This is a genomic window from Saccharospirillum sp. (assembly GCF_040881935.1).
Lineage (GTDB): Bacteria > Pseudomonadota > Gammaproteobacteria > Pseudomonadales > Natronospirillaceae > Saccharospirillum.
In genome coordinates this window covers 35,471-49,899 of record NZ_JBBECH010000096.1, presented here as the reverse complement: position 1 = coordinate 49,899, position 14,429 = coordinate 35,471, and the positions used below count along the sequence as shown (strand labels likewise).

The window sequence follows — 14,429 nt, the reverse complement described above, 5'->3', positions numbered from 1 at the left end:
TTATGGGTTAAGCCGCATTGGCTCCAATAGCATCCAAACCGGTTTTGGGCGGGGAATCGATAAATGCCTGCAAACGCTTCAGCGGAATGTGATCGCTGGTATCCCGGCCATACCAACAGTCAGCAATGTGGCCTTTTTCGTTAATCAGAAAGTCAGCGGGTACCAGTTTCACGTTCGGATTTTTGGACGGGTATCCACCGGTTTTAATGCCCATGAAAATGCGGGGTAACTTGAACAACAGTGCCTTAACCAGCGCGAAGCTCGAATGCTCAACGCCGTAACTGTTGTAAATCTCAAGATCCGGATCGGCCACCATCCTGAACGGTCGCGAGTGACGGCCCACAAAATGACGGACCTCCTCGTCCGTAGAACTGAACACCGCAATGACTTCCACATTCTGCTTCTGCCAGGCTTTGTACCGATGGGTCAGCTCATACACCCGAAAGTTACAGAATGGACAGGCTGCATCCCGAAAGAAACACAAGATCACTTTTTTGCCCTTGAGCTGGCTCAGTTGGATGGGATTACCGTAAATGTCGTTCTTGTGGAAGTCGATAATGGCTCTGGGTGCCTGAATTCTCATGGGGGGTCCTCGTGAAATATCTGCACAGACGCTCTACGTATACTCCACTTCCCGGGATATGGATTCACAAACGGCCATATCAAATGAAAAAAACTATATTGAACCATTGACCAGACTTGCCAAATGGCCGGATCACCCAATTGCAAGCGAATGTTCGGCTCTTGTACATCCGGGCTGTTTCGGCCAGGGAAGGCTCTTTACTATCGCCCAATACTCACCGCCATAATAGTCTGGTTATTCCCAAACCGATTCAGTAGTCTGATCACTGGCATTTCCTCAAGGACTCCTCATGTCACTGGATCAGGGCATCGTCTTCGCCGTTCTGCTCGCCACACTTGGGCTCTTTATCTGGAATCGGTGGCGCTATGATTTAGTGGCGCTGGCGGCTTTGTTGACGGTGACGATTGCCGGATTGATTCCGCCAGAAACCGCTTTTTCCGGCCTGGGTCACCCGGCTGTGGTTACCGTGGCAGCCGTGCTGGTGATCAGCCGGGGGTTGCTCAATGCCGGTGTGGTAGATGCCATTGCTCGCAAGTTGACTCAGGTTGGTGACAAACCCTGGGTGCAGGTGGCAACGCTGACCGGAATCGTTGCTCTGTGTTCGGGGTTCATGAATAACGTGGGTGCACTGGCGCTGTTTATGCCGGTGGCCATCTGGATGGCTCGCCAGAATGGACGGTCACCTTCGTACCTATTAATGCCGCTGGCATTCGGTTCGCTGCTTGGCGGCACCCTGACGATGATCGGTACGCCGCCGAATATTATCATCGCCACCTATCGCAGAGAGATCGACGGTAGCGCCTTTGGCATGTTCGATTTTCTGCCGGTTGGGCTCGCGGTCACGGTCGTTGGGGTGCTGTTTATCGCCTTGATTGGCTGGCGGCTGACGCCCAAACGTGAAGAGTCGACCAGTGACGAATTGTTTGAAGTCAGCGCCTACCTGACTGAATTAACCGTGCCAGAGAAGAACGATTTTGTAGGCCGGTCGTTGCACGATTTAATCGAAACCGTCCGGGACGAAGCCGATGTGCTGGTGGTCGGTCTCGTTCGCGATGAGCAACAGACGGAAATGCCCTCCATCTATAAGGTATTGAACGCCGACGACATCTTACTGATCGAGGCTGACTCCGACAGCCTAAAAACACTGATCGACAGCACCGGGCTAGCTCTGGTTAGCGAAACACCCTCTGAAGACAACTCCTCCGATGAAGCCGAGCCGCAAGCGGCCCAAAAAACGGCACCCGCCCTGTCAACATCAGAGGAGGATAACAACAGCTCAACCATCAAAAAGCCAAACAAGCACGGCGAGCTAACGCTCAGCGAAGCGATTGTCACATCGGGCTCACCGCTGAACGGCAAATCAGCGTCGGCGTTGGGGCTGCGTGAACGCCACAGTGTGAATATTCTAGCGGTGGCACGTCAGGGCCAGCGCTTGCGCCAGCGTTTGGGTGAGATCCGGTTCGCGGCTGGGGATATTTTACTGGTTCAGGCTCATGAAAAGGTCATTCAGGGTGCCTTGAATGAGCTAGGGTGCCTGCCTCTCGCCTCTCGCGGTTTGCGTCTGGCTAAACCCAACAAGGTATTAATGGCCAGTGGCCTGTTTGCCATCGCATTGGGGTGCATTGCCTTTGAACTGCTACCTGCAGCCGTCGCCTTGGTGACGGCTGCGCTGGCCATGGTACTGACTCGGCTGGTGCCTCCGGGGGAAATTTACGACAGCATTGATCTGCCCATTATTATATTACTGGCCGCGATGATCCCGATTGGGGAAGCGCTGGATACCACCGGTGGCTCACAGCTGATCGCCGATGGGTTGCTGGTAGTGGGTCAGTCCATGCCAGCGGCCGCCACTCTACTGGTATTGATGCTGGCGGTCATGCTGTTATCAAACATTATCAACAACGCCGCCGCGGCCGTGCTTGCTGCTCCAGTCGCCATCAAGCTCGCCGCAGGCATGAACGTGTCACCCGATCCGATGCTGATGGCTGTCGCAATTGCGGCTTCCTGCGCCTTTCTAACACCCATTGGTCATCAATCCAACATGCTGGTGATGGCACCGGGCGGTTACAAGTTTGGGGATTACTGGCGGCTGGGGCTACCCATGTCGGTGCTGGTAGTCGCTATTTCGATTCCGGTAATTCTGCTGGTGTGGCCATTCTAGACCGGATTCAGCACGCTGCTGGCAACCCGAGCCCGCATTATCACACTGGCTGGAAAATCACCTCGTCGCTGTTTAGCGGTGTGCTTAAGGCTCTGGATGTCCGTCTCCGTTCGAAGACACTTTAACTGACTGATATTTTATAATACCCCCTCAAACTTGTCTGCAATTGGAGACACCCATAACGGTGTTGATCAGGAATGAGTTCGCGCAAAAATTCTGTAACTCCCTGCTTTATATTAATATTAAAATCTGGCACACCCTCTGCCACACCTCTTTTGAACGCGCTGGTACTTGCCAGCGCCGCCGCTGGCCCCATAATAGCGTTAACTTTTTCAGAGGTGTTGTTATGCAGCGCATTATGCTTTTCCTCGGGACGAACCTGGCCATCATCGTGGTACTGGGCGTCTTTATAAACGTTATTCTGCCCGCTTTTGGGGTTCAGCTCGGCAATACAGGCTTCTATCTGGTACTCGCCTTTGCCTTTGGTATGGGTGGCAGCTTTATCTCGCTGATGCTTTCAAAGTGGATGGCCAAGCGTGCTACCGGCGCCCAGGTGATTGAAAAACCGCGCAATGCCGAAGAACAATGGCTGATGGAGACCGTGGCGCGTCTGGCCAAGCAAGCCAACATCGGCATGCCCGAGGTGGCTGTGTTCCCGGCGCCTGAAGCCAATGCCTTTGCCACCGGTGCCAGTAAGAACAACTCGCTGGTGGCTGTATCGGTCGGGTTAATGCGCACCATGAACCGGGATGAAGCCGAAGCCGTGCTGGCGCACGAGATTTCGCACATCGCCAACGGCGATATGGTGACCATGGCGCTGGTTCAGGGCGTGCTGAACACCTTTGTGATTTTCTTTGCGCGCATCGTGGCGCAAATCATCAACAACGCTATCGCCCGGGGCAACGACAATGGCCAGGGCTTGGGGTTCTTCAGCTACTTTGCCGTGGTGATGGTGATGGAAATGGTCTTTGGCGTGCTTGCCAGCATTATCGCTATGTGGTTCTCGCGTCAGAGGGAATACCGGGCCGACGCCGGTTCAGCCTCTCTGGTTGGTGCGCCGAAGATGATTGCGGCGTTGGAGCGGTTGAAAACCGGCCAGGATTCCCAATTGGACGGCCAATTGATAGCTTTCGGCATCAAAGGCAAGCGCAAAGAGCTGTTTGCCTCACACCCCAGCCTGGATGACCGCATCGCGGCCCTGCGCCAGGCTGCCTGATAGTTCGGAGTTCGCCTGGGAGAACTAGCGGCGGGTGGCGGTAACGGAGCCGGGCATCCTTCCGGATAATCTTTTACACTGCCCCTTTCTGCCCAAATCCGGGAATAATGAAAGGGATCGGCTGTGTCTTTTCGCGTTATTGCAGTGTTTATCGTAGCTATTACCGGAAGTATTACTTCGCCGGTTCACGCCAATGATCAGGACCGGCCCGGCCGGGACTGGCAGCAGCTATCAATCACCGGGTTCGACATCGTCTATCCGGATGGCCTTGAAACCGAAGCGCGTTATGTGGCCGACCGGCTAGCCACTTACTGGCCGGCACTTGCTGAATCGATGCCCATGCACCGGCCGCCCCGCCGTATTCCTATTGTGCTCTCCGCTGCAACGCTAACCGCCAACGGTTATGTGCGCAGTGACCCCATTCAATCGGTTTTTTACAATCAACCAGCACCACTGGGCGGTCTGGAATGGCTTGATATGCTGACGGTGCATGAGGGGCGCCATCTGGTGCAGTATGCCCAACCGCTGGATACCACCACCGGACGGGTCGCCCAGATACTGGCGGGTGAGAACGGCCCCATGGCCATCGTGCTGCTGTTCTACCCGAACTGGTTGCTCGAGGGTGATGCCGTCGCCGAGGAAACCCGGCTCACCCAGGGTGGCCGGGGCCGCGTCGCCGCGTTCGATTTATGGCTGCGCACCCACGAACTGACCGGGCAACGTTATTCCTACGACCGGGCGATGCTCGGCACCGGCTTTGAACAATACCCCCGGGTCAGCCCCTACGATTTCGGCTATCTGATGACCAGTTATCTGCGTCGCGAACACGGCTCGCTGATTCTGGACCAGGCACTCGGCGGAGTAGCCGAGCCCGGTGCAGGCTTCACCTTCGATGGTCGCATTCACGCCCTGACCGGGAAAAATCTGAGCCAGACCTATCACACCGTCTGGGATGAACTGCACCAGCGCTGGCAAAGCACCGTCGATGCGCTCGACATCACTCCGGTTACGCCGCTGTGGGAACCAGAGGCAGATCACTGGCAAAGCCTGTATCCGGTCGCCATCGACGAAGACTCGGTACTGGCGGTGGAGATGGATGTGAAAACGGGTAGCCACCTGATGGTTCTGTCGCAGGGTAAAAAATACCGTGTGGCTACGCTGCCCGCAGCCGTCGCAGCGGGCTACACCGGAACTGCCAAACAAAAAACCGTCAGCTATGCCAATCAACGTTTTTGCTGGGCAGAGGGTCGGGAGCATCCGCGCTTTAATCGCGAGGTAACACGTGACCTGTTTTGTTACGACATTGAGCAGCAGAAGCGGTACCCGTTAACCGACCTGGGCGATATCACCTCGGCTGGCCAGGCTAAAACCGGCCACCTGCTCGCGCACCGTTTTAGTATGGACCGCAGCAGTCAGCTGGACTGGCTGAGCCCGGATGGCCAGAGCCTGCGCCAAATCACCCTGCCAAAACGCAGCCTGGCGTTTGATATGTCGGCCAACGACGAGGGTGACTGGGTGTTTGCACTGCTGACTGAGGCTGGCACCCAACTGATGCAGTGGTCCAGTCAGACGGGTCAGTTACGCGCCCTGACCGAGCCGGTTCAGGGTGAAACCTGGCGCTCCCCTGTGCAGGCCAACGACTGGGTACTGTACACCAGCGATCGCGGCGGCATCGACAGCCTCTGGGCCCTGGATCCGAACAGCGGCGCGCGCTATCGCATCAGCCGGCGACCTTTCGGAAACTACTTTATCGTATGGGATGAAGGCCAGCAGCGCTTGCTCAGCACCGATTACCAGGCCAATGGCCACGCGCTAATTGAGCACCCCTGGAGTGGCGATTCACCACCGCAAGCGCACTGGGTTGCCGAAGCTGACGTCGCACCACAGGAACCTGACATCGCCCCACTGGCGCAGCCGGTAGAATCCCTTCAAGTTGACGCAGGCCCAGCCAAACGGTTTCGCCAAGCACCCGGCGACTGGCTGCCTAACAGCTGGCTGCTAAGCGCCGATAACCAGGCCATCTCCCTTAACCTGTACAACACCAACCTGATGAATACCCTGAGCACTACCATCCGCCTGGGCTATAACCGGGAGGCAGACACCCCCACCGGTTCTCTGGCCCTCGACTGGCGTCGCTATTGGCCGGTCGTTTCTTTTTCAGTAAACCAGCAACCCGACAGCGACCTGACCCGGATCGATACCGAAACCCGGCTGGCGCTTTCCATACCGTTACAGCAAACCCGGGGCGTTGCCCGGGTGGGCCTGGAACCAAGCCTGGGCATCACGCACAATTCGAATGCCTCAGCCGAGGCCAGCTTCATTGAAGCCGGGCTCTCAGGCTACTGGACTCACCAGGCGGCACCACGTGATCTGCAGGCTCCCATTGCCATGGCACCGGCCGCTCTGCTCGACACCCAACTGGACACCGGTGGCCACCAGCTCGCTCTGAGCAACTCTGTGCAAATCCCTGGCCTTGCCGACAATCATCACTTCAGCATCTCGGGCCAGTGGCAACGGCGCGACGCAGACTTTACCGGCAGCAGCCGCATACCAGCCTCCATTGTTTTTGACCCAGCCCCGGTAACGCGTGACATGGCCACCAGCCGCGCCAACTACCAGTTTAGTCTCGGGCCTGTGGATGCAGCCCTCGGCCGATTACTCTACCTGCGCAGCCTCACACTGGCGTTCGACGCCCAGGTACAATACCGTGACGAAGAACAGCGAAGCGCCTACGGTGTTCAACTGAGTGCACCTTCCAATGTTCTGCGCAATAGCAGGTTGCGACTGGTGCCAACCGCATCAGTGTACTACCAACCGGAACAAGCCGACTGGGTACCAACCATAAGTCTGACGCTGGGCGGGTAGTGTCACGAATCAGCCGTAATACCCCAACGCAGCAGCGCTGCAAAGCAGATCGCTTCGGACTACACTGGTAATCAAGTCCGACCAAGAACTGACCAAATAAAAACAGAGGTCGTCTGTTCCAGCCAGAACAGGCCGACCTGACAGGCCACTCGACCAGACGACAAGGCAGTGTAATTACTATGATTCAACCCGACCGGGAACTCGTCGACCGTTTACAGCAAGCACTGGAAGCCCGACCCTTCGATCATTTGGGCGTATTGGAAACCGACGCTGGCTGGCTCATCCGGGTATATCAACCCGATGCCGAGCAACTGGAAGCCCGTGATTTGGCAACGGGTAAGTCCCTCGGTCGTTTCAGTCGCTGGCCCGACAGTGATGTCTTTGAACTGACCCTTACGCAAAAAAAACGACCCACCTATCAGTTACATATTCAGGGTAAAGGCGGCCATGAATGGGACGCTATCGACGCTTACCAGTGTGTTGAACGCACCTTTGAAGACATGCCCTGCGATTCAGCGACCCTTTATAAGACCATGGGCGCCCAGTTGTGTTCGACCAAACTGAACGGCACCGAGGTTTCCGGCGTTCGCTTTGCCGTTTATGCCCCCAATGCGCGTAGCGTCAGTGTGATTGGGGGTTTCAACAACTGGGATGGCCGACGCCACCCGATGACCAGCCATCACGATGGCATCTGGCGGTTATTTGTACCGCACATTCAGGCTGGCGATGCCTACAAATTCGAATTAAAAGACGCGCGCGAACACCTGCTTCCGCACAAATGCGACCCTTATGCCTTTGGCATTACCCAATATCCGGATTTTAACTCCATCGTCATCGATCATCGCGCCTACCAATGGCAGGATCAGGCCTGGCAGAAACGACCGGCCAGCGACCCGCGGCATGAGCCAATGAGCATTTATGAACTGCACGCCGGTTCCTGGAAAACCCGGGATGGCCAGCCGCTTAACTACCACGATCTGGCCGACGAGCTGATTCCCTACCTGCTCGACATGGAATTCACTCATCTTGAACTGATGCCGGTCTCCGAATACCCCTACGATGGCAGCTGGGGCTACCAGCCAATCGGGCTGTTTGCACCGACCAGCCGCTTCGGCACCCCGGATGAATTCAAATATCTGATCGACCAGTGCCACCAAAACGGCATTGCCGTCATCGTCGACTGGGTACCAGCCCACTTTCCGGCCGACGAACATGGTCTGGCCCGCTTTGACGGCACGCCGCTCTATGAGTATGCCGACCCCCAGCGCGGCTGGCATCCGGACTGGGATTCCTACATTTACGATTTTGGCCGTTACACCGTCTGTGATTTTCTGGTGTCGTCCGCTCTGATCTGGCTGGAAGAGTTTCACGTCGACGGCCTGCGGGTCGATGCGGTCGCCTCGATGCTGTACCTCGACTATTCACGCGAAGAAGGCGAATGGACCCCTAACGTCGATGGCGGCAACCACAACTACGAAGCCATCGCCTTCGTGCGTCGGTTTAACGAAACCGTCTATGGCCGCTTCCCGAACTGCTACACCATCGCCGAGGAATCCACCGCCTTCGATGGTGTCTCCCGACCGGTGTTTGCTGGCGGTCTGGGCTTTGGGTTCAAATGGAACATGGGCTGGATGCACGACACGCTGAGCTACATGAAACAGGACCCGGTGTATCGCAAATACCACCACGACACCCTAACGTTCTCCGGTGTCTACGCCTTCAACGAAAACTTTGTACTGCCGCTGTCGCACGATGAAGTGGTGCACGGCAAAGGCACAGTGATGACCCGGATGCCGGGTGACGAATGGCAACAAGCCGCCAATCTGCGCGCCTATTACAGCTACATGTTTGCCCACCCCGGCAAAAAGCTGAATTTTATGGGCAACGAATTTGGCCAGACTCTGGAGTGGAACTACCGCGCCCAGCTCGACTGGGGTCTGCTGCAATACCCACGTCACCGTGGCATCCAGGCGCTGTTCCGGGATCTGAACAAGCTCTACCGCACTGAGCCAGCCTTGTATGAAAGCGACTGTGAAGCCGAAGGCTTCGGCTGGATCAACTCCGGCGATGCCGAAGCCAGCGTCCTCAGTCTGTTCCGCAGTTCACTGGATGGTGAAGGCCTGATGCTGATGGTGGTCAACTTCACCCCCATGCCCCGCGAAGACTATGTACTAGGTGCGCCAATACCCGGCACGTACGAAGTAGTGCTGAACAGCGATTCCGAATACTACGGCGGCAGCAACTTCCCGACCGCCACCCGGCTGTCTACCGAACCCGGCCAGGCCGATGGCCAGGCGCAGCACCTGCGGCTGACCGTGCCACCCCTGGGTGCGATGTTTTTGAAACTGAAGTCTGAGTGACACTGAGCCACAAACAGAGACTCTGAGCGAGTGATTTCAGTCTGCGGCCCATTGGCGCATACTCTAGTCGCCCATTCTCCACGAGGTCTTTCATGCCGAGCTCAGAACCCGCAACAGACTTGCGGCTTGAACCCGGGCATCCCCATCCACTGGGTGCCCATTTACGAGACAGCGGCTGTAATTTTGCGGTCTTCAGCCCCCAGGCAAACCGACTGCAGCTGTGCCTCTTTGACGACCGGGATCAGCCGATGGGAGAGGAGTTACTGTTGCATCGCACGGGTGATGTATGGCACGGCTATCTCCCCGCTCTGCCACCACGAACACGCTACGGCTTTCGTGCCGATGGCGATTTCAAACCCAGCCGGGGCGCCCTGTTCAACCCAAATAAACTATTGCTAGACCCTTACGCCGTGGCTCTGTCGAGTCCGTTTGAACCCCACCGCAGCCTCTATGCCCACGATGCCAGCGATCTAACCTGCCTGAAGCCCTGCCCTTTGGACAGCGCCGCGCACGTACCCAAAGGCCTGACACCGATACCAGATGACTTCGACTGGCAAGACAGCCGGGCACCGCAAACGCCCTGGCCAGATACCGTCATCTATGAAGCCCATGTCAAAGGCTTCAGCCAGTTAAATCCGGATGTGCCCGAGAATTTGCGCGGCACCTACCTCGGCTTCGCCCACGAAGCAAGCGTGGCACACCTGCAATCGCTGGGCGTAACTGCGGTGCAACTGATGCCCTGTTTCGCCTTTATGAGCGAGCCACGCCTACCCAACCTGGGGCTGACCAATTATTGGGGCTACAACCCGGTGTCTTTTTTCGCACCCGACCCGCGCTACGCCATCGACGATGCCGTCATCGAATTCAAAACGCTGGTGCGTGCGCTGCACCAGGCTGGTATCGAAGTAATTATGGATGTGGTGTACAACCACACTGCCGAGTCCGATTTGCTTGGCCCCTGTCTTAGCCAAAAAGGACTCCACGGCCCCTGGTTTTACCGGCATAAACACGAAGATTTCAGTCATTTCATCGACAACACCGGCTGCGGCAACAGCGTCAATCTGCACGAAGAAATCACCCTGCAACTGGTGATGGACAGTCTGCGCCACTGGTTGCAAACCTACCGGGTTGACGGCTTCCGCTTTGATCTGGCGGCGGCGCTCGGCCGTGAGGAATGGGATTTCTCCAGCCGGGCGGCGTTTTTTATGGCCTGCAATCAGGACCCGGTAATTCGCCATTCGAAACTGATTGCCGAACCCTGGGACATCGGCCGGGGGGGTTATCAATTAGGCCAGTTCCCTAACAACTGGTACGAATGCAACGATCGCTTTCGCGACACCCTGAGACGCTTCTGGCGTGCGGACATGGGTGTTATGCCGGAACTGGCCAATGTTCTGATGGGTTCGCGTGACGTGCTCAACAAAAGCACTCACTCAAGCTCGACCAGTTTGAACTATGTGACCTACCACGATGGTTTCACCCTGCACGACCTGGTGTCCTACAACGATCGACACAACGCAGCCAACCAGGAACGCAACCTCGACGGTCATGGTAACAACCTGAGCTTTAACTGGGGCAAAGAAGGCGAAACCGGAGACGACAACATTGCCCGTCATCGCCAACAGATCAAGCGCAATATGCTGGCGACACTGCTGTTATCACAGGGCGCTGTGCATCTGCTCGGCGGTGACGAACTGAACCGCACCCAGCAGGGAAACAATAACGCCTACTGCCAGGACAACGACATCAGCTGGGTTCACTGGGATCAAAAAGACGGACCTTTTCAGCGCTTTATTGCCCAGTGCATCGACATTCGACGGTCGAGCACTCTGTTTCGCAACCTGGTGTTTGATGCGCCAGCGCATTCCGATGCTCCCGTTACCACCGACGCCGTCCACTGGTACCGCAACGATGGCTACGCCATGGAAATTCGCGACTGGCAGAACCCCCACACCCGTTGCCTGGGCATCCTGTTGTCGACCGACATACGCAATCCGGCAATCAACCTGCATCAGTGTGAAGAATACTATCTGGTGATGCTGAACAGCGGTGGCCACGCCTGCACCTTTACGCTACCGGCCAACCCGCACTCGGGCTGGAAGGTAGAGTTCGATACCGCGCAAAACGACGGCTTAAGACCGGAACAAACTGAACGCATCAAACGCGACTATGAGCTGAAACCCCACTCGCTGGTGCTGCTCAGCCGCTGCGATCCATACACTTAACAGACCAGCGCGGGCAACCCGTGAACCAGACAAAAAAAGGGCCCCTTAGAGGGCCAAATGTCGAGGAGTACTCAGAGAACCAGACGGGTTCTCCGTCACCCAATCCATCGAACAGTCGGATGCCTTACCGGTGATGACCTCCACCGGCGAGAGGACTGGGAGAAATGCCTCAGGCGGGTTATTACATCAGGGAGCGAGACGTTCCGGATTTCGGCCGGGACGAGGCATCGTGATCACGTCGATCGTAAGCCTGGTCAAACCATTGCGCTTGCTGTTCAGACAAGGGCATCCACTCGGCATCGGGCCAGCGAATCCGGTAATACGACAGATCGGGCACATAGCTGGCATCCTCATCACTCACTGCGCCCCAGCACAGAACCGTTTGCTGAGCCTGTTGCGAAACAATAACACCCATGTTCGCTCGATACCCAGGGTGCGTATTAATGTATTCAAAGACGGTAGAAATGGCAGAATGCGTCACAGTGAATCCCTCCCTGCTCTAACCTTTTGCTGTTGTTTTACTTCTTGGCTAACAGCCGTATGTCGGCTGACGGGAGCCACTATAAGCCGATAAACCGGGAGGAAAAGCACAACCTTCAAAGTAGCCATCCGCGCTACCCTCGGTGTCATATAGCGCGACTATTGGGGCAAGGATGGCCTGTGGTTTCTTTCGATTATGAGCCAAGAGTCCGTTTCGGCCACCGGGTGAGTCTATCCGGGGTCGGCGTAGACCCGTCCATGGGGCCTAGACCACAGCATCCATGCTGTGGACTTCCCCGGATAGACTCACCCGGCAGCCTACACTTACGCCGCCAAACTTAAGTCAAACCCCTTTGAGCGTCACACAATGTTCAATTGACCCATCAGGGAGCTTACACTTAAAGAATTGGGCACAGGCTACATGCTGAGTGGTGGCTGCCGGGCAGCACGAACGACAAGCACCCAACTCAGAGCAACCACAGTCCACTGGCAGGCTATTAAACCTCCCAGAACTACCCTCTGGCCTGATAATCCCGATAAGCCTCCAGGGATTCCGGATTTGCCAGAGCGGTCAGATTGGCGGGCTCTTCGCCGCGCAGTATCTGGGTGACGGCGAGTTCGACTTTTTTGCCGGAACGGGTGTAGGGGATGGCTGGCACCTGGACGATGTCGGCAGGAACGTGACGCGGGGTGGTGTTCTCGCGAATGCGCTGGCGAATGCGGCCGGTCAGTGCCTTGTCCAGTTGCTGACCTTCAGGCAATTGCACGAACAGAATGACCTTGACGTCACCGTCGACGGCCTGCCCGACCACCAGAGAGTCTGCTATTTCCGTCAGTGTCTCAACCTGACGATAGATTTCTGCCGTGCCAATACGTACCCCACCGGGGTTCAGAGTGGTGTCGCTGCGCCCGTGAATCACCGCCTGGTCAGCGTCGTCAAATTCGATAAAATCACCGTGCGCCCAGACACCATCAAAGCGTTCAAAGTACGCAGCGCGGTATCGCGCGTCGTCGGGGTCATTCCAAAAACCTATGGGCATGCACGGCGCGGGCTGAGCACACACCAGCTCGCCCCGCTGATTAATGACCCTCTCCCCCGCCTCGTTCCAGGCCTGTACATCCATGCCCAGGTTTGCACCCTGGATCTTACCGCGCACGACCGGCGACCAGGGGTTCCCGCCAACGAAGCAGGACACGATATCGGTACCGCCTGAGATGGACTGCAACATCACATCCGGTTTCAACGCTGAATAAACCCAGTCGTAGTCTTCCGGGGCCAGCGGTGATCCGGTCGAAAAGACCGTCGTCAGGGGGCTCAGGTTGTGGGTTTTGCCGGGTTCCAGGCTTTGTTTTCGACAGGCAGACAGGTACTTGGCACTGGTGCCAAAGTGGGTAATGCCCAACTTATCCGCCAGCTGCCACAGTACATCGGACCGGGGATACATGGGGTTGCCGTCGAACAGCACCAGAGTCGCGCCGGTTAACAGACCCGAAGCGAGCCAGTTCCACATCATCCAGCCGGTAGTGGTGAAGTAGAAAAACACTGAGTCCTGCGAAATATCGCCATGCAGCCGCAGCTCTTTGGCATGTTGCAATAGCGTGCCTCCGGCCCCGTGTACAATGCACTTGGGCTTGCCGGTGGTCCCCGAGGAATAGAGTATATACAGGGGATGATCAAATGGCAGTTCCAGCGCCGGTGCCTCAGGCCAATCACGACTGACCAGATCTGCCCACTGCCAGGCGCCGTCGATAATGTCCGCACTGGGCAGCGTATCTACCTGGATCCACTGTTTTACCGTTGGCAGAGCCGTCTGCAGGCTTTTGACGACACACGTACGCTCAACGGCCTTGCCGCCATAGCCATAACCGTTTCCGGCGATCACCACCTTGGGTTCGACCTGACCAAAGCGGTCAAGTACGCCCTCATAACCAAAGTCGGGCGACGCCGAGGTCCAGACTGCGCCAATACGGCTCGCAGCCAGCATCCCAATAATCGCTTCTGGGGTATTACCGAGGTAAGCCGCCACCCGGTCACCAGGTTCTACGCCGCACTCATGTTTCAGAAAACCAGCCATACGGGTCACAACCTGGCGCAATTCGGCATAGCTATAACGGTGCTCTGGACGGGATTCAGAGACCGCGACCAGGGCGGTATCCGCATCGCGGCCGGCATGCAGCAGATTTGTGCTGAAATTCAGACGGGCCTCGGGAAACCAGCGCGCGCCAGGCATTTTCGGCAGATCGAGTACAGTCTTCCCCAGAGTCCCCTGCACACCGGTAAAATCCCACAGTTCGCGCCAGAACGTGGTCAGGTTCTGTACCGACCACTGCTGCAACGCCTGGTAGTCATCGAATTCTATCGCGTATTTGCGTTTTAGCTGGGCGGCAAAGGCCCCCATTTGAGATTGGGACTTTTGTTTGGCCGAAGGCGTAAATAGCACAGTCATAGCTTGGCTCTGTCTGTTGTTTTAATAAGCCATGAGCCTACCGTTTTTACTACCTTTGGCAATGCTCACGGAGAACAGCCCGGATCGGTGTG

The 14,429-nt window shown here is 56.7% G+C and carries 8 protein-coding genes; 5 read left to right on the top strand and 3 right to left on the bottom strand.

What is annotated here, in order from left to right; translation table 11 throughout:
- Positions 1-7 precede the first annotated feature (7 nt).
- Positions 8-583 carry a peroxiredoxin family protein gene (locus WEB54_RS17885; RefSeq protein WP_368056864.1) on the bottom strand — a complete coding sequence of 192 codons (576 nt, stop codon included), beginning with the start codon at positions 581-583 and terminating at the stop codon, positions 8-10.
- Between the two features lie 289 nt (positions 584-872).
- Here WEB54_RS17885 and WEB54_RS17880 point away from each other — a divergent pair, with 289 nt between their 5' ends.
- The 5 genes from WEB54_RS17880 (at position 873) to glgX (ending at position 11,410) form a co-directional block, all read left to right on the top strand.
- Complete coding sequence (locus WEB54_RS17880; protein WP_368056863.1) at positions 873-2,744, top strand: SLC13 family permease; 1,872 nt, start codon at positions 873-875, stop codon at positions 2,742-2,744.
- A gap of 346 nt (positions 2,745-3,090) precedes the next feature.
- Positions 3,091-3,960, top strand: coding sequence for a protease HtpX (gene htpX, locus WEB54_RS17875; RefSeq protein ID WP_368056862.1), 870 nt, complete (start codon positions 3,091-3,093; stop codon positions 3,958-3,960).
- Between the two features lie 123 nt (positions 3,961-4,083).
- The gene (locus tag WEB54_RS17870) at positions 4,084-6,825 is read left to right on the top strand and encodes a TolB family protein (RefSeq protein ID WP_368056861.1); all 2,742 of its coding nucleotides are present in this window, start codon (positions 4,084-4,086) and stop codon (positions 6,823-6,825) included.
- Positions 6,826-7,004: 179 nt separating this feature from the next.
- Complete coding sequence (gene glgB / locus WEB54_RS17865) at positions 7,005-9,185, top strand: 1,4-alpha-glucan branching protein GlgB (protein WP_368056528.1); 2,181 nt, start codon at positions 7,005-7,007, stop codon at positions 9,183-9,185.
- A 92-nt stretch (positions 9,186-9,277) separates the two neighbouring features.
- Positions 9,278-11,410, top strand: coding sequence for a glycogen debranching protein GlgX (gene glgX / locus WEB54_RS17860; protein ID WP_368056530.1), 2,133 nt, complete (start codon positions 9,278-9,280; stop codon positions 11,408-11,410).
- A 181-nt stretch (positions 11,411-11,591) separates the two neighbouring features.
- On the opposite strand, the gene WEB54_RS17855 is transcribed toward glgX, so the two are convergent.
- Positions 11,592-11,891 carry a hypothetical protein gene (locus tag WEB54_RS17855; RefSeq protein WP_368056532.1) on the bottom strand — a complete coding sequence of 100 codons (300 nt, stop codon included), beginning with the start codon at positions 11,889-11,891 and terminating at the stop codon, positions 11,592-11,594.
- Positions 11,892-12,402: 511 nt separating this feature from the next.
- Positions 12,403-14,337, bottom strand: a complete 1,935-nt coding sequence (locus WEB54_RS17850; RefSeq protein ID WP_368056534.1) for an acetoacetate--CoA ligase — start codon at positions 14,335-14,337, stop codon at positions 12,403-12,405.
- Positions 14,338-14,429 lie beyond the last annotated feature (92 nt).

What these genes read in the sequence shown, in the direction of transcription:
- WEB54_RS17885 (WP_368056864.1), bottom strand. Translation starts at nt 583, where the DNA reads ATGAGAATTCAGGCACCCAGAGCCATTATCGACTTCCACAAGAACGAC.
- WEB54_RS17880 (WP_368056863.1), top strand. Translation starts at nt 873, where the DNA reads ATGTCACTGGATCAGGGCATCGTCTTCGCCGTTCTGCTCGCCACACTT.
- htpX (WP_368056862.1), top strand. Translation starts at nt 3,091, where the DNA reads ATGCAGCGCATTATGCTTTTCCTCGGGACGAACCTGGCCATCATCGTG.
- WEB54_RS17850 (WP_368056534.1), bottom strand. Translation starts at nt 14,337, where the DNA reads ATGACTGTGCTATTTACGCCTTCGGCCAAACAAAAGTCCCAATCTCAA.
- glgB (WP_368056528.1), top strand. Translation starts at nt 7,005, where the DNA reads ATGATTCAACCCGACCGGGAACTCGTCGACCGTTTACAGCAAGCACTG.
- glgX (WP_368056530.1), top strand. Translation starts at nt 9,278, where the DNA reads ATGCCGAGCTCAGAACCCGCAACAGACTTGCGGCTTGAACCCGGGCAT.